The organism is Candidatus Thiothrix phosphatis (genome assembly GCF_035668035.1).
GTDB classification, from domain to species: Bacteria; Pseudomonadota; Gammaproteobacteria; order Thiotrichales; family Thiotrichaceae; genus Thiothrix; species Thiothrix phosphatis.
On sequence record NZ_JAYMYJ010000142.1, the window covers coordinates 44,010 to 61,191 of the forward strand.

Below are 17,182 nucleotides of genomic sequence, written 5' to 3' on the forward strand. Positions count from 1 at the left end.
TTAATCCTAATTACACTGAACCATGTATTCCTTAAGCAGATAATTTTTCATTAATTTCCAACAGGGCCATGACCACCGGCCCCAGTTGGGGTTTGTCCTGCTGATGTTCGGCCAACATTTGTTGCAAGAAGGTGAGATGTTCGGCCACAAACCGCATCTGCCGTGGCGGCGCGCCCCGTCCGGCCGCCAGTGCGTAATCATCCACCACTTTCTGCACCCTGGCGGTTTCATCCAGCCGCGCGCCGAGAATGTAATTCACCAGCCCGCATTCCGCCCGGGTAATGCCGGAACCGAAACTGGGCGCAGCCTTGTCGGCCTGGTCGGAACACTGCTTCGCCTGGTCTAGCCAGTATTTCAGCTCCTGCCGGTCAAGCTGCGCCACATCGCCGCGCAGGAAGCGCACCACCTTGCAGGTCAGCCAGTTGATCAGGGGATAGCCCGCCACCGTATGGGTCTGTTGCATGGCGAAGTCGTGCGCCCGCTGGTAGGCGTTCTCCATTTCCAGCAGGGCATTGGCGCGTTCCTCCCCGAGCGTCATCATCGCCTTGCGCTTCCAGAATTTGCCGGTTTCCTCGAAGCGTTGCAGGCTGTTGCCCAGTCCATCCAGCAGGTGCAGGATGTCCCACGCCTGCCCCATCAGGGCGGTGGGGTCGGCGGCTATCCGTTTGTCCGGCGGCTCCAGTTTGCCCTGCGACCAGCCCAGCGCCCAGGCGGTCAGCAGGCTCGCCTTGTCCTCCAGCAGGATCACCGGGTAATCGGCCTGCGGGGAATCCTGCGCCGCCGTATAGGCGTCAATGGCTTGCAGAAACATGTCCAGCTTGCCGTAAGCCCGCCCCAGCGCATACAGGATTTCCGCATGGGTCAACCATTCGGAAGGAATCGCCCGCTGCAACTGTTGCAAGCGCTCCTGCAACCACGGCACATCGCCGGTTTGCGCGGTGTCCGCCGCATTGATCAGGTTTTGCAGCTCGGCGATCACTTCCACTTCCGCAACAAACCGCCAGTTGTCACCTGCCTGCCCGCCGCCACCGGGCTGACGGCTCAACAGCTTGTAGTCCGGGTCACCGTAGCATTGGTAAGCACCCCAGGTGTTGCAGTTCGGGTATTGCTTCCAGGTTTCCAGCCGCGCCATCAGCAAGGCATTGCCAAAGGTGTAGCCTTGCAGCAGCGCGTTGTAGCACTGTTCGGCGAACACCTTGGCCGCATTGTCGTTGATCGCCCAGCCCGCCGCGATGACCGCCCGCACGCCCATGCGGATCAATTCCTGCGCCAAGCTGGCCGCCAGTTTGCTGCGGTCGGCAGTGACAGCGGTCTGGATGTCGGCCTCCATGAAATCCATCTGCGCCAGATGGCAACAATTGATGAACGCCAGTTCCGGCACCTTGCGCATCTGGCCAATTTCCACTGGCGTGAGGAAAATGCCGTCACCCAGCACCATGCCGCTGACTTCCAGCGCCGCATTGTCCTTGTCTGGCTTGTAACGGTACACCCCATGCCCGGCCAGATGCAGGACGCGGTAATCATTGGTGTTCAGGGCTTTGAGGATGGACTGCGAATCCGAGCCGATTTCGCGCGTCACTTTGGAAAAACCGCCCGCCTCCAGCAGCTTGGCGACGGTTTCGGCCTCCTGCCGCGCAGCGGGCAACGGCACGAATTCGCCCCCGACCGGCGGATCGCCGACCACCAGCGCGGAACGCTCCAGCGGGCTGACCACCCGCTGGCGGTACTGCCCGACCTGCAACTGGCGCACCATGCCGAAGCGCACCGCCAGCGGCTGCGATTCATGGTCAAGGCGGTTGTACAGCAACTCCCACGGGTAGGCGGACGACGCCGCGTCCAGCACCATCACCAAGTTTTCGGCGTTCGGTGCCTGCTCCTTCATGGCGGCGGGCAACAGCAGCTCGAACAGGATTTTGCCGGTGTCCGGGTCATCCGCGCTGGTGGTGATGGCCTTGTCGATGAACTGGTCGACCAGTTTGCGCTGGGTGGCCTGCAACACCAGCTCTGCGCGCGCCTTGTCGGTCAGGGTGGTGTATTTCAGGCCGCTGTCGCTGGCTTCCACCTGGATGCGCCGCCACCAGCCCGGCGGGTCGTTGTACATCACCCGGCGACGCTTGCCCGGCAGGCTCTGCATCAGGCTCTTGACGGTGAAATCGCTGCGGAATTCGGGCAACTGCACAAAATCCTGCACCAGCCGCGCCGCCTCCACCGCCCGGTCTTCGTACAACTCGATGAACTCCACCACCTGCAAGCGCAGGCGCACGCCCTGTTCGCTCTTGTCCAGCGCCTGGTTGGACTGGACGATGGCGCGCAAAATGGCGGTGATGGAATCCGCCAGCGTCACGCTGCCGCCGCCGACCGTGCCAATCAGCAAGGTGGCGACGTGCACCGGGAAACAGTCCCCGATCATCTGCGCATCGTCGGGTGGGTTGCGCTCCAACTCCTCACGGATTTTCAGGGAATAATCCATCATCGCGCGGATGAAGCTGGCGGTCAGCACCCCGCTGGTCAGCTTGCCGACTTCCCCCAGCCCAACGATCACCGCGCCGCCCGGTTTCCGGCCAGGGTTCAGGAACACATGCGAAGTGCCCGGCAGGCCCGGATACAGCCCCATGCGCTGCAATTCGCTCATGCGCTTGCCCAGCCGCTTGTCCAGCAACGCTTCGGCGCTAAGGATGGAGTCGCCCTCGTAATGCCCGACCACCACCGGATGGCTGACCTGCTCCAGATTGCCATGCACCACCCGCACTTCCACCTGCGGGCGCACCTCTTCCTGCGTCAGGTTGGTATGGTAGCCGAGCGCGGCGGCCAACAGTTCCGGCTCGTCCGGGTACAGTTCGGTGCGGATCACCGGCAGCCACTGGTCCGCCGACTGGCCGATCTGCGGCGGCTGTTGCTCCAACTGGCGGGAAACGCCGTCATCCAGCAGGTATTGCAGGGTCTGGAAATATTCGCTGTGGCTGGCCATGCGCCCGTGCTCCACCGGCATGAACCAGGTCGGCAGTTTCGCCCCTGTGTCCAGCGCCGACCACAAGGCGACGCCATCGCCCGCGCCGCTGGCATGGAAACGCCATTCCCCCTGCTGCTCCAGCAGGTCGGCGGGCGTCAGCGCGGCCTTGCCGTAAAGGTAGATCAGGCGTTGCGCATCCAGCTCCACCTGCTGCAACTGCTGGCGCACCCGCAAAGCGTCCGCCAGCAGGGCGCGCGCAGGCCAGGCGTAGAAAGCGTCGCCCAGCACCGCCTGCCAGCGCTCCTCATACAGCCAGGCGGCAGGCAGCAATTCCAGCACGCCGGGGTAACGCGCGAACTGGTCTGCCAGCCGTTTGCCTTCATCCTCATCCATGCGGCCATCCAGCATGTTCAGCAGGCTCAACAAGCGGTGCCGCCCGTACAGGAGCTGCACGGCGGCGTAAGTCCCTTTCAACGGCGTACCCAGCAGGACGATGCGGCAGTCAGCCTCTTCACGCAGGCGCTTCCAGACTCCCGGCGTTTCGCTCATCATCGCAATCGCGGCCAGCCCGCCGCTGGAATGCGCCAGTATCCGCAATACCAGCTGTTTCCCGGCATTTTTGGCGGCGTCCAGTTCGCGCTCCAATGCTTCGCCCAGACGGCGGCCTGCATCCGTGAACGAACGCCGCCAGTCATAGGCGAACGCCGTCACATTGTGGTTGTCGTCCAGCATGTCCAGGAGCGGGCCGTAAGGCGCAGCCAGCACGCCCTCCGGCTTGACGCCCGCGCTGTCGATCGACAGACGGGTGAAGTCACCCCAACTCAGCGCCGAAAAATCCAGCCATACCGGCGAGCCATTCACCAGCAGTTTCGAACCCATGAAGCCGGGCAGGAAATAGATTGTGCTGGCCTTTTCCTTCGCCTGCCCACGGCTGGAAGGCCGCGCGCTGGCGGTTGGCGGCACCTGCGTCCCGATAGGCAGCGGCAGCAGGCGCAGGTCGGTGTCCGGATGCTGCAAGGCGTTGAGCAGGCGTTCGCGGATTTCAGTCTTGCGGAAATAACCGAAATGGCTGCTGTCATCGCCCTGATCCAGATAAAAGCGCATCCCCTGCAAGCGCTGCGCGCCGCCGTACATCCCGGCGGTGTTGACCACAAAGTCGTTGTCCTCGCCGAAGAAGCGCTGCGTCGCCCATTCCTTGAAACTGCCCAACAGGGTGGAAGCCTGCATATCCCCGGCGATGATGGTGATGTCGGAATCCAGTTGCACATTCGGGCGGTTCAGCAGCCGGATCAGCGGGGAACTCGGCATCATCGCCTCAATCCCCGGCAACTCCTGCGGGTCGGTGCGTTTGCGGGCCAGCGCCATCAGCACCAGGCGCACGAATTCCGCCAGCGCCTGGAAACGCGGCGCGGGAATGAAACTGAGCACATTGAACACCAGCGACAGGTTGTCTTCCAGCCGCTCCGACGCCAGCACGGTGCCGCGCCCGGGGCAGGCCACACGCGCGAAACGCTCCACCCGGATCTGCTTGTCGCGGAACAGGTTTTCCATTTCCTGCAAGCCGTCCAGGTCGGATTTGCGGGTGGTGGCGTCAAACGCGGCCAGTTCATCGCTAGCGAAAATGTCATCGCTATCCAGGAACTTGTCGCCGGAAGCGCGGGTGCGGCGTTTCAGCGCGCCCTGGCACAGCAGTTCGCCAACCAGCCCCCCGCGCGAATGGCTGACAATATGCAAGCGGGTATGCGGTGGCAGCAGGCGCAACACTTGCAGGGCGTTTTGCACCGGGCTGACGGTCAGGGTGTGGTGCTCCAGCGCGAACACCTGCTGGTCGTAGGGCGCGAACAGGCGTTGCAGCCAGGCGGGCGCGTTGTAGCCCTGGCGTGACTCCCACAGGTCGCCGAAACTGCCGTCAGTGCTGGAAAAGGTGCCATGCAGGAACAGCAGCACCGGCTTGCCCGTGTCAATGTCGCCCGCCTCCTTGACCGGCAGCAGCTCCAGCAGGTCGGGGTTGGCGCAGCGGAACACGCCGGGTGCCGCAATCTTGCGGGTTTCCAGCTTCCCGACCAGCACGCTGGCGATGGCGTCGCTAAGGTCGCCCACCGGGTCGATTTTCAATATACGCAGGAATTTCAGCACCAGCCCGACCGCGCCGCGTTTGGCGCTGACATCGAAACTGGCGGGTGTGATCAGGAAATCGGCGGAAGCGGCGGCGTCACGGGAGGCCTGCTGGCCTGCCTGCGCGCGCAGGTCGCCCGCCCGCGCCCAGCGTTTGTAGCCGCCTTCGAATTCAAGCTCCACCAGCGCGTCATCGGCCACATCCGGCAATTCGACCGCCGCGCCGCCGCTGCGCACTGCGTCCACCGCCACTTCCCGCTGGCAGGTCACGGTCAGGATGTCGGCGTAATCTTTGCTGGTTTGCAGCGGAATGTCTTGCCCGGTCAACTTTCCGCTAATCTTGATGGATGCCATGCTTCCCCCGCCTCCTTTTTTAGCCTGATTAATGTTTAGTACAAGAACGGGGTTTGGGCAATGGTTACGGGTTGATAAGCCAGCCCCCGGGCTTGCTTGCCTTCTAACCAAAGCAAAGCCACGCCCAACTAAAGTGTGAAGAAGTGTCACGCGCGGCCACCCCGCAAGCTGTATTTGTTAAAATACTCCAATAGACATAACTTCTGGCAGGAGGAAATCGATGCCGGTGATGTTTTTGGCAGCAGGTGCAGTGGCTGCGGGATGGGGCATGGTCAAGGTTCTTGCAAAGAAAAAAAAGGCTGATCACCCCAAACGTCTTCCAACGTCGGCAAGCGCGGTGCCTGCCTCCGTCGTGGACGTCAAACAGGATGATGCGGCGTCCCAGGCCATTGACCGGGGAATCAAACAAAATCTGGCGCTGTCCGCCGGTTCCCTGGCGTTGATTTCCGGCAGTACGGTAGCACCTGTCCTGCTGGTGCCTGGCGTCGGGTTGTTGACGGTTTCCCTGGCGCGCACCCTGTACAAGGTCTGGCGGCAATTCAGCGACGAACGCAAGGTTGGCGTGACGCTGCTGGACGGGGTCGCTTTCCTGATGCCGATGTTGCTGCACATGTGGGCAATGGCGGCGCTGACCGGCTCGTTCATTTCCGGGGCTGGCTGGATGGCACGGCGTACCGAACGGCGCTCGCGCGAAGATTTGGCCTTGCTGTTCAGCCAGCAGATCCGCACTGCCTGGGTGGAACACGACGGTGTGATGCTGGAAGTCGCCTGTGCCGACCTGCAGGCTGGTGACCGAGTGATCGTCGATGCAGGCATGGTCATTCCGGTCGATGGGTTGGTGGTCGGTGGCGTTGGGCGGGTTGACCAACAGGCACTGACCGGCGAATCGCAGCCGATTGACAAGGCCGCAGGCGACGCCGTGTTCGCCGCCACCCTGTTGCTGGATGGGAAATTGGTCATTGAACTGCAAAAGGCCGGTTCCCAAAGCATGGCGGCGGAACTGGCCGAATTGCTGGAAGAGGTCGAGCAGAGCCGCCAGGACAGCCAGACCCGCGCTCAGGAGGTCATCGACAAATGGGTGCCCACCACACTGGGAGCCTTCATATTGGCGTTGACAACCAACGGCGTGAATGGCGCACTGGCCATTGTCTATTCCAGTATCGGCTACCCTTTACGTTACGCGGGGCCCACCAGCCTATTGAATTACATGCATATCGCCTCACGTAGCGGTGTGCTGATCCGGGATGGCCGGGCGTTGGAGAAGCTGGCCAAGGTTGACTTGGTGGTGTTCGACAAAACCGGCACCTTGACCAGCGCCGTGCCGACCGTGCACCGTGTGACGGCGATCGGCAGTTTCGACGCCCTCGCGGTGTTGCGGCTGGCGGCCACCGCCGAACGCCAGCAATCACATCCGCTGGCTTACGCCATTTTGCAGGCGGCGGAAGCTTCCGGCATCAACGCCGCCACCTTGGATGCGATGAAGGTGCGCCCCGGGTTCGGCCTGCATGTCAGGATTGATGGCCGGGACGTGCTGGTCGGCAGCGAACGCCTGCTGACATCCGAAGGCGTCAGCATTGGGGCGTATACGCAGGACGCCGCGCCGGAAGACATTGTGGTGTACGTGGCGGTGGATGGTGAACTGGCCGGTTTCATTGAGCTTGCCCCCTCCATCCGGCCGGAAGCCGCAGCCGTGGTCAAGGCGTTGCAGGCGACTGGCGTGGAAGTGGTGGTGCTGTCCGGCGACCGCGAAGCGCCTACCCGGGAGTTGGCGGAAACCCTGCAACTGGATGGCTATTTCGCTGAAGTCCTGCCGCAGGAAAAGGCGCATTTCATCGAACGCCTGCAAACGTCCGGCCGCAGCGTCTGTTTTATCGGCGACGGCATCAACGACGCAGTGGCGCTGCGCACCGCCGATGTCGCCGTTTCCCTGAAAGGCGCAACCAGCATCGCCGAAAGCGCGGCTTCCATCCTGCTGCTGGACGGCGGCCTGGGCAATTTGCCCGGCCTGTTCCGTCTGGCACAGAGCAACGAGCGCACCACCAAACGTTCCACCACCATTACGACGGTAGCCGGAGTCGGCTCGATGGCGGGCGTATTCCTGCTTGGTATGGGCGCAGGCCCGGCGATGGCCCTGAATGTGTTGGTCATTGGCGGCTGCATGCTGAACGCCACCTCACCATTGTTGAAAAAATTTACTGCGCAGTGGCAGGCCCTGCCACCACCGGGCAAGGATGATGTGCGGCTTGGGAAACAACCGCCTGTCCTGCGGCATTATCCCCGTCGCCAGGCGCAGGCATTAATCTGTTCGCAACAACCTGAAGTGTTGTTCAAGGAGTGCGCCTGATGACTGAGTGGAAAACTGTGGGTTGTGATGTTGACGGCGGCCCTGCCCACCGTGCCGCCATTGGCCTGATTGCCCTGGCCAGCGACACGGTTTCCGAACCGGAGGCGCGCGCTTTCCTGCCTACCGATGGCGTTGGCCTGTATGTCAGCCGGGTTCCCATGTCGGATGTGGCCACCGTCGAATCGTTGGGGCAAATGCAGGACAACCTGCAAAACGCCGCCGCCCTGTTGGTGCCAGATGACCACCTGGATGTGGTGGCTTATGGCTGCACCGCCGGGGCGACCCTGATCGGTTCGGACGCCATCGCCCGCATGGTCAACGCCACCCGCCGCACACCTGTCGCCTATACCGACCCAATCCTGGCGGGCGTGGCCGCCTTGCAGGCGCTGGATTGCCGCCGGATTGCGCTGCTGACGCCTTATGCAGATACGGTGGGCGATGTCGTCGCCAACCATTTCACCGCCAATGGCTTCGACATTGTCGCCAAAGCCAGTTTCAAAAAACTGGGTGACCCTGATATTGCGCGTATATCCCCGCTATCGATTTACCGTGAAGCTGTCGCTTTGGGCAGCGATGAACGGGTGGATGGCGTCTTTATTTCCTGCACGGCCTTGCGTGTTTCCGGGGTGATTGAAGCCATTGAGCGTGATCTCGGCAAACCAGTCGCCAGCAGCAATCAGGCTTTGGCATGGCAGTGTCTGCGGCTTGCCGGATACCACGATGCCCTGAATGGCAGAGGACGTCTATTCAGGCTCTGAATCTACCAGAGCCTGAATGTCGGTATTTTATTGTTCTTTGAGAGGTTCAAACCATGACCAACCTTATCCAGCCCGTGCGCGAATCCTACGCCCACAACAGCCGTTTGTATGACTACATGGCGAAGCAGGCCGATCTGAAGCAAATTGTTGAGTTCCTGACCTGGGATGCGGAACAACCGGCTTTCTATGTCTACCTGCGTCATTGGCTAGACAAGACGCCAGCCGAGATTCGCCCGGCCTTGCAGGAGCACATCGACGAGGAAGAAGGCGAAGACCATTCCGGTATGTTCAAGCGCATGTTCACTGGCTTGCAGGAACTGGCCGGAAACCCACAGGTGGAAATGGATCAGCAGGTGTTGGAGCGCCTGAACTACGTGTTTTCCGCCCAATGCGCGCAGGAGCAGAACCTTGGTTTCTTCCTCGGCGGTTTCCTTGCCACTGAATTCATGTCGCAAAAACGCTGCCAGCAATTGTGGGATGGCCTGCGCCGTTTGCAGGCGGAATTCGACCAGGAATACCTGGCGCTGCATGCCGAAGCCGACGCCCATCACTGGATTGAGGTGGATGAGAAACTGATTGAACCGGCGCTGGCCAAGGGGTTCGCCAGCATCGACACCATTCAGGTCGGCATCAACCATCGCCTGCAATCCTCCGCCAACTTCCTGAAATATTATGAAACCAAGCATTTATTCTGAGTTTGTGGCGCAAGCCGTCCAGCAGTTGCGGACGGTGTTTGGCGGTGAGTTATTAAGCGTTGTGCAGCTCGGCAGTCTGGCGCATGGCGGTTTCAGCGCCCGCTTCAGCGACATTGACTTGGCGGTGATCCTGTCAGCGCCGGTTGCGGGCAGCGTGGTAGGAACCGCCCAACAGCAGCTTGCCGCGCTGGAGCCGATGGAGCTGGCCAAACGGGTGTCGCTGTTTTGGACGGTGCCAGATTTTTCCTGGGGCCGGATGCGCCCGGTGGATCAGGTGGATCTGCACGACAACGGGCAGGTGCTGTGGGGACAGGCGCTGGACGGGCTGGCACCGCGCCCGTCACTGGCGGAAGTGCGCGCTGACATGCAGCTGCATTCCCTGCCTTACTGGGCGGACAAGACCCGTTTGTTTGCTGCGCGCTTGCCCGCCAATGACAGTGAGTTCAAGGAATATGTGCGCTGCCTGCTCTACCCGGCACGCCTGATCTTTACTTGGCAGACTGGCAAGCTGGGCGGCAATGATGAGGCTGTCGCCTACCTGGAACAGCTGGCCCCGCCGGGGGTGTGGCTGGACATGGCGCAAGCGGCGCTGGGCTGCCGTCATGGCGCGCTGGCTGACAGTGAACTGTTTGTTTTCCGGCAGGCGCTGGTTCCTCAGCAGCTTGCCACCCTGCAATCCCTGGGGCTGACGATGGTCGAATCCGCCCCTACCACGGAGAATGTTTCATGAAAGTACGTTATGTCCACACCAATATCGTCACCAAAGACTGGCAGCGACTGGCGGCTTTTTATCAGCAGGCGCTGGATTGCGAACGCCTGGAACCCGGCCTCGACATTGGCGGCAAATGGCTGGCGGATGGCACTGGCGTACCGGACGCCAAACTGACCGGCATCCACCTGCGCCTGCCGGGATATGGCACAACTGGCCCGACCCTCGAACTGTTTGAATACGTGGAACAGCCTGCCCGCCCCGAACCACCAGCCGCCAACCGCCCCGGCTATGGGCACATGGCGTTTGAGGTTTCCGACGTGGAAGCGGTGCGCAGCCGCATCCTCGAACATGGTGGGCAGGATTTGGGTGTGCCGGTGGCCCATCCGCTGCCCGGGCACGGCACCATCACCTTCACCTATATGACCGACCCGGAAGGCAATATCCTCGAATTGCAAAGCTGGGACGGCGTATCACGTTACGGCGCACTGGATTCCTGAGCCACAGTCAAATCCAAGGAGAGAGGCAATGCTTTATCAGAACATCACCGAAGTCGTCGGCAATACACCCCTGGTCAAATTGCAAAACATAGGCCGTGAATTCGCCTGCAACCTGTACGCAAAATGCGAATTCCTCAACCCTGGCGGTTCGGTCAAGGACAGGATCGCGGTGCGCATGATTGAAGAGGCGGAAAAGGCGGGGCGCATCAAGCCCGGCAACACCCTGATCGAACCGACGTCTGGCAATACCGGCATTGGCCTGGCCATTGCAGGTGCAGTCAAAGGTTACAAGGTGCTGATCACCATGCCGGAAAAAATGAGCCGCGAGAAACAGGTGGTGCTGGAACGTCTGGGGGCCGAAATCGTGCGCACCCCCACCGAGGCTGCCTGGGATTCGCCGGAAAGCCACATCGGTGTCGCCAAACGGCTGGAAAAGGAACTGCCCAACGCCCACATCCTCGACCAGTATTGCAACCCGCACAACCCGCTGGCGCATTATTACGGCACCGGCCAGGAAATCATTGACGACCTGGAGGGCAAGGTGGACATGGTGGTGCTGGGTGCAGGCACAGGCGGCACCATCACCGGCGTGGCCCGCCGCCTCAAGGAGCACAACCCGAAATGCATAATTGTCGGCGCAGACCCGGTCGGCTCCATCCTCGCCAATGAAGAAGATGAAGTCGGCACCTACAAGGTGGAAGGCATCGGCTACGATTTCATCCCCAATGTGCTCGACCGTTCGCTGATTGACGTGTGGGTAAAGACCGAAGACCAGCCTGCGTTTGCACTGGCGCGGCGCCTGATTGCCGAGGAAGGCTTGCTGTGTGGCGGTTCATCGGGGTCGGCCATGTATGCGGTGTTCGACCAGGCCAAACAGTTGCCCGCCGGGGCAAACTGCGTTGTGATCCTGCCGGATGGGTTGCGCAACTACATGACCAAATTCCTGGATGATGGCTGGATGAAGGAACACCAGTTCATGTAAACAAGCGTTGCATCGCCCAAACTTTTGGGTCTGCAACTTCCCGGCAAGCAGGCTGCTATTGGCTGCAAGCACCTTTCCTTTCTGCCGGGTCAATTGGACTCAAGGAACGCATTCAAACCTTTACCGACCAACCCCGATGCAAAGTCAGAAATATGGTCGGTGTAGGCATATAAAAACCTGCCATATTTCCTGTGTGTGCATATCCCATTGTTGACATCACACAGGTAATCCGTCGTATCAAATAACGTGACCGTATCAGGAAAACGGGATTTCACTGCATTCAACAACGCACGGTAAGAGGATGACAGTTCCAAGTGCCTCTTTAAAGGCAGGACACATTCCGGCAATTCCCTAACCAGCAGGTCATTGACAATACCGAAAGTTGTCCTGCGGTTAAGGCAATCTTCCGGATGTGGCAGCGTGGGATTGTCCACCACCAATATGACTTTCTTCCCTGCCTGTGCGAAGACTTTAACGGTGTTTTCAAGCCCATTGAGCGCTATGGCGTAATTTTTACTGGATGGCAAGTCTTCAATATCCTTGTCATTGGCCAGCGCGAATAACGCCCTGGCCGCTGTCACCAGCGCGACCTTTTCAACATCCTTGTTATTGGCAATGGCGGTTATCGCCGGAACACTAAACTTTTGGTAAACCTTGTAAATATCCGCGTCTGAAATCACAGGGACAGGGGCACCTTCCGGCCCCGCGCCGCCAATAAACAGCCAGCGGCCTTTTTCATTCGATGTCCTGACCAATCCGGGAAACAATGCAGCCGCTTTACTGTCGCCCAAGAGCGCAAACCGTGGAGGTTCCCGGCTGTCGGTGACACAATTGCCGACATGCGCATTTAAAAACGCATCATTGCTTCCACAGCCATGAACCATGAAAGTGCCAGCACCGCCATCCTCACCCGACTTTATTGAGGCATTGATTTTTACGAGGTTCCTGAAGGCAAGCCCGTCCCGCGCGTAAGTATTGTAACCTGCATAACCAACCACCAGCATCAACAACACCAGACCGGCAACCTTCACGTTGCCATGCCCGCCAAAGCGGATGCGCTTTTCAAGGAACTGATAGGTCAGCCAAGCAAGCGCCACCGACAGCGCCACCGCAGCGGCGCGAATGCCCCTGCCAGGCACCTCGCTGGCGACAATCCGTGCAAACGACAGTGTTGGCCAGTGCCACAAATACAATGGGAAACTGATCAGCCCAAACCAGACAACCACTTTATTAGCGAGAATGGTGCGGTTTACCCAGGCTTCAGGGCCTGCTGCAATGACCAAAACGCTGCCTAATACTGGTGCCAACGCCCATATGCCCGGAAAACCCAAGCCCTTATGGATATGCCAAAATCCGTAAAGCAGCAGGCATAAACCTGATAAGGCAAATAGGTTAGCCAACGTGTCGCCACCCGCATCCTGCCTATTTCTGTAAATGACCGCTGCGAACCAAGCATTGGCCTTTTGTTTTACCCGCGCATAAGCTTCCCTGTTATGCAGCATCCCCCATGCCAATAAACTTCCGCCCAACAATTCCCAAAAACGGGTTTGCGGCGAATAGAAGGCCGCCGTTATATCTTGTTTGACTTCCCGCAGATTCAAATAAAAAGAAACGGCGGCAACCAATAATGTCACGGCCAACAAACCCAGCTTGCGTTTCCATGCCAGCCAGAGCAGCAAAGGCCAAACCAAGTAGAATTGCTCCTCGATGCCCAAGCTCCACAAATGCAGCAATGGTTTTGTTTCTGCTGAATTATCAAAATAACTGACTTCTTGCCATAGCACAAAGTTAGACACAAAACCTGCGCCCGCCGCAATATGCTTGCCTAATTGCTTATATTCATCCGCGAATAAAGCCCCCCAACCAAAACTATAGGTGGCAGCCAAAACCAATATCAGCGCCGGGAAAATGCGCTTGATCCGCCGCGCATAAAACGCGGTAAAGCTGAATGAACCTTTCTCCAGGTTTTCAAAGATGATGGTTGAAATCAGAAAGCCGGAAATGACAAAGAAAACATCAACACCGATGAAGCCTCCCCGCATCCAGTTGGGAAACGCGTGGAAGGCCACTACGGAAAGCACCGCAATGGCCCTCAAACCATCAATATCAGGACGATATTTTGGATGTGACAAAGGGGTGTGATTGGCCATCACTGCCTAATCCACAAACCCTCATTCCCACTCAATTGTGGCGGGCGGCTTCCCGGAAATGTCGTAAACAACCCGTGAAATGCCCTTGATCTCATTGATGACCCGGCGGGAAACCAGATCCAGGAAGTCATACGGCAGATGCGCCCAGCGCGCGGTCATGAAATCGATGGTTTCCACCGCCCGCAACGCCACCACATAATCGTAGCGGCGGCCATCGCCGGTGACGCCTACAGATTTCACTGGCAGGAACACGGCAAACGCCTGCGAAGTCTTGTCGTACAAGCCATGTCGGCGCAATTCCTCGATGAAAATATGATCCGCCAGCCGCAGCAGGTCGGCATATTCCTTTTTCACTTCGCCCAGGATGCGCACACCAAGCCCAGGGCCTGGGAACGGGTGCCGGTAAACCATCTCCGGCGGCAAGCCAAGCTCCACACCCATTACGCGCACTTCGTCCTTGAACAGTTCGCGTAACGGCTCAATCAGCCCCAGCTTCATGTTCTCAGGCAAACCGCCGACGTTATGGTGCGACTTGATCAAATGCGCCTTGCCAGTCTTGGCGCCAGCGGATTCGATCACATCCGGGTAAATGGTGCCTTGCGCCAGCCATTTGGCGGCGGTGAGCTTGGCAGACTCTTCATCAAAGATGTCAATGAACAGGCCGCCGATGATCTTGCGCTTTTTCTCCGGGTCAGTGACGCCCGCCAGTGCGGCGAGGAAACGCTCCTCCGCATCCACACGGATGACGCGCACGCCCATATGCTCGGCGAACATCGCCATCACTTGGTCGCCTTCACGGTAGCGCAACAGGCCGGTGTCGACGAACACGCAGGTCAGTTGCTCGCCAATGGCCTTGTGCAGCAGCGCCGCCACCACGGAAGAGTCCACGCCACCGGACAAGCCGAGGATGACTTCATCGTCACCGACTTTTTCCCGCACGCTGCGGATGCTGTCCTCGATAATGTTGGCGGTTGTCCACAAGCCGCCGCAACCGCAGATGTCGCGCACGAAACGTTGCAGGATGCGCTTGCCTTGCTTGGTATGGGTCACTTCCGGGTGAAATTGCAATGCATAGAAGCGGCGGGTTTCATCCGCCATCCCGGCGATCGGTGCGGAATCGGTGCTGGCCATCAGGGCAAAGCCTGCTGGCATGGCCGTGACCTTGTCGCCGTGCGACATCCACACATCCAGCAGCCCGAAGCCTTCCGGCGACACATGGTCTTCGATTTCCTTCAGCAAGGCGGTGTGGCCACGGGCGCGGACTTGCGCATAGCCGAACTCGCTGTGGCTGGAGGATTCCACTTCCCCGCCCAGTTGCACCGCCATGGTCTGCATGCCGTAGCAAATGCCCAGCAATGGCAGCCCCAGGGCAAACACGGATTCCGGCGCGCGTGGCGGGTCAACATCGGTCACCGACTCAGGCCCGCCGGACAGGATAATGCCTTTGGCACCAAACGCGGCAATGGCGTCCGCCTCCACATCCCACGGATAAATTTCGCAGTACACACCGACTTCGCGCACCCGGCGGGCGATCAATTGGGTGTACTGGGAGCCGAAATCGAGGATCAGGATACGGTCAGCATGGATATTCTGGGTCATTCCGTTACACCCGGTAGTTAGGTGATTCTTTGGTGATGGTCACGTCATGCACATGGGATTCGCGCATACCGGCGCTGGAGATGCGCACGAATTGCGGTTTGGTGCGCATTTCGTTCAAGTCCTTGCAGCCGACATAACCCATGCTGGAACGCAGGCCGCCCATCATCTGATGGATGATCGGCGCCAGTGGCCCTTTGTATGGCACGCGGCCTTCAATGCCTTCCGGCACCAGCTTGTCGGCGGCGTTTTCAGAGCCATCCTGGAAATAGCGGTCGCTGGAGCCTTTCGCCATCGCCCCGAGAGAACCCATGCCGCGATAGGACTTGTAGGAACGCCCCTGGAACAGCTCCACTTCCCCCGGCGCCTCTTCCGTACCAGCGAACATGCCGCCCAGCATCACGGAATGCGCGCCTGCCGCAATCGCCTTGGCGATGTCGCCGGAATAACGGATGCCGCCATCGGCAATCAGCGGCACACCCATGCCTTCCAACGCTTTCGCCACATTCATGACGGCGGAAACCTGCGGGACGCCGACCCCGGCCACAATCCGGGTGGTGCAGATGGAGCCAGGGCCGATGCCGACCTTGACAGCGTCCGCGCCCGCCTTGACCAAATCCAGCGCCGCTTCACCCGTGGCGATATTGCCGCCGATCACCTGCACCTGCGGGAAGTTGTCCTTGACCCACTTGACGCGGTCCAGCACGCCTTGCGAATGGCCATGCGCCGTATCGACCACAATCACGTCCACCCCGGCTTCCACCAGCGCGCCGACCCGCTCTTCGGTGCCGTAGCCGACCCCGACCGCCGCGCCAACGCGCAACCGGCCATGCTCATCCTTACAGGCACTGGGGAAATCGGTGGATTTTTGGATGTCCTTGACCGTAATCAGGCCGCGCAACTGGAACTTGTTGTTGATGACCAATATTTTTTCAATGCGGTGCTTGTGCAGCAGCGAAAGGATTTCCGCCTTCTCGGCACCCTCCTCCACCGTCACCAGCCGCTCTTTGGGCGTCATGACGGCGCTGACCGGCTCATCCATCCGGGTTTCAAAGCGCAGGTCGCGGCCTGTCACAATGCCCACCAGGCTTTCACCGTCCACCACCGGCACGCCGGAAATATTGTTGGCGCGGGTCAGGGCCAGCACTTCGCGCACGGTGGTCGTCGGCGTCACCGTAAACGGGTCCTTGATGATGCCGCTCTCGTATTTTTTCACCATCCGCACCTGATCGGCCTGCGCCTGGATGCTCATGTTCTTGTGGATGACGCCCATACCGCCTTCCTGCGCCAACGCAATCGCCAAACGGGCTTCCGTCACCGTGTCCATGGCCGCCGACAACAGCGGAATGTTCAGGCTGATTTCACGGGTCAGGCGGGTCTGCAGATTGGCATCGGCGGGCAAGACAATGGAATGCGCGGGTGCCAAAAGAACGTCATCAAAAGTAAGGGCTTCCTGGAGGATACGCATGGGGCTTATGTCCATCTGTGAGAAATAAGCGGTTCATTATAAGGTTTGACCTTAAGCCGGTAAACTGTTATCAATACGCCCCTGAGTAATTCAAAAATTTTGATTTAACTCATTGACATAAGTTCTAGGAGAGGAGGAAATCACTGATGAAATTGAAAGCGTTGTTCATTGCACTGACATTATCTGTCGCCACTTCCGCGTTTGCTGCCAACGATAAAAAAGCTGATGAAGCGAAACCAGCCGAAGCAAAAGCAACCGACGGCAAATCCGCCGAGGCCAAAAAAGACGAAGATAAAATCGCCCTTAAAGATAGCGTTTCCGCTGAAATCAAATCTGCCTACGAAGCTGCCGACAAAGAAAATTCGGCCAGCAAGAAAGCGGGTTTCGAATGGTTCATGGACGACAAAAACATGTCCCAGATTTTGGAAGATGGCGTCAAGGCCGCCAATGACGGCAAAGATGAAGACGCCATGAAAATCTTCAAGAAGGTTGAGGCGGCTGGCAAAGCCGGGCAGGAACAGGCGAAAACAGCCAAAACCGCCGCCCCGCACTTCTAAGCCT

Annotated in this window: 11 protein-coding genes; 7 read left to right on the forward strand and 4 right to left on the reverse strand. The window is 59.4% G+C overall.

Annotated elements, in window-relative coordinates:
* Positions 1-31 precede the first annotated feature (31 nt).
* The gene (locus VSS37_RS17020) at positions 32-5,419 is read right to left on the reverse strand and encodes a DUF7379 domain-containing protein (RefSeq protein WP_324697135.1); all 5,388 of its coding nucleotides are present in this window, start codon (positions 5,417-5,419) and stop codon (positions 32-34) included.
* A 220-nt stretch (positions 5,420-5,639) separates the two neighbouring features.
* On the opposite strand from VSS37_RS17020, the gene VSS37_RS17025 reads away from it, so the two are divergent.
* The 6 genes from VSS37_RS17025 to VSS37_RS17050 are packed head-to-tail and all read left to right on the forward strand — an operon-like array spanning position 5,640 to position 11,407.
* Positions 5,640-7,763, forward strand: coding sequence for a heavy metal translocating P-type ATPase (locus VSS37_RS17025; protein WP_324697136.1), 2,124 nt, complete (start codon positions 5,640-5,642; stop codon positions 7,761-7,763).
* Complete coding sequence (locus VSS37_RS17030; RefSeq protein ID WP_324697137.1) at positions 7,763-8,521, forward strand: maleate cis-trans isomerase family protein; 759 nt, start codon at positions 7,763-7,765, stop codon at positions 8,519-8,521. The genes VSS37_RS17025 and VSS37_RS17030 overlap by 1 nt, the downstream gene beginning before the upstream one ends.
* 53 nt (positions 8,522-8,574) lie before the next feature.
* Complete coding sequence (locus VSS37_RS17035; RefSeq protein WP_324697139.1) at positions 8,575-9,216, forward strand: iron-containing redox enzyme family protein; 642 nt, start codon at positions 8,575-8,577, stop codon at positions 9,214-9,216.
* The gene (locus VSS37_RS17040; RefSeq protein ID WP_324697141.1) at positions 9,194-9,946 is read left to right on the forward strand and encodes a nucleotidyltransferase domain-containing protein; all 753 of its coding nucleotides are present in this window, start codon (positions 9,194-9,196) and stop codon (positions 9,944-9,946) included. The genes VSS37_RS17035 and VSS37_RS17040 overlap by 23 nt, the downstream gene beginning before the upstream one ends.
* The gene (locus VSS37_RS17045; RefSeq protein ID WP_324697143.1) at positions 9,943-10,425 is read left to right on the forward strand and encodes a VOC family protein; all 483 of its coding nucleotides are present in this window, start codon (positions 9,943-9,945) and stop codon (positions 10,423-10,425) included. Before VSS37_RS17040 ends, VSS37_RS17045 begins: the two co-directional genes overlap by 4 nt.
* Before the next feature lie 28 nt (positions 10,426-10,453).
* Entirely contained in the window at positions 10,454-11,407 is a 954-nt protein-coding gene (locus VSS37_RS17050; protein ID WP_324697145.1) for a cystathionine beta-synthase, read from the forward strand.
* An 89-nt stretch (positions 11,408-11,496) separates the two neighbouring features.
* Here the strand turns inward: VSS37_RS17050 and VSS37_RS17055 are convergent, their stop codons facing one another.
* The 3 genes from VSS37_RS17055 to guaB are packed head-to-tail and all read right to left on the reverse strand — an operon-like array spanning position 11,497 to position 16,621.
* Complete coding sequence (locus VSS37_RS17055) at positions 11,497-13,557, reverse strand: acyltransferase family protein (protein ID WP_324697147.1); 2,061 nt, start codon at positions 13,555-13,557, stop codon at positions 11,497-11,499.
* A 21-nt stretch (positions 13,558-13,578) separates the two neighbouring features.
* Positions 13,579-15,156 carry a glutamine-hydrolyzing GMP synthase gene (guaA, locus tag VSS37_RS17060; RefSeq protein WP_324697148.1) on the reverse strand — a complete coding sequence of 526 codons (1,578 nt, stop codon included), beginning with the start codon at positions 15,154-15,156 and terminating at the stop codon, positions 13,579-13,581.
* A gap of 4 nt (positions 15,157-15,160) precedes the next feature.
* Positions 15,161-16,621: an IMP dehydrogenase gene (guaB, locus tag VSS37_RS17065; protein ID WP_324697149.1), complete on the reverse strand. Its 1,461-nt coding sequence runs from the start codon at positions 16,619-16,621 to the stop codon at positions 15,161-15,163.
* Positions 16,622-16,767: 146 nt separating this feature from the next.
* Here guaB and VSS37_RS17070 point away from each other — a divergent pair, with 146 nt between their 5' ends.
* Positions 16,768-17,178: a hypothetical protein gene (locus VSS37_RS17070; protein ID WP_324697151.1), complete on the forward strand. Its 411-nt coding sequence runs from the start codon at positions 16,768-16,770 to the stop codon at positions 17,176-17,178.
* Positions 17,179-17,182: the final 4 nt, after the last annotated feature.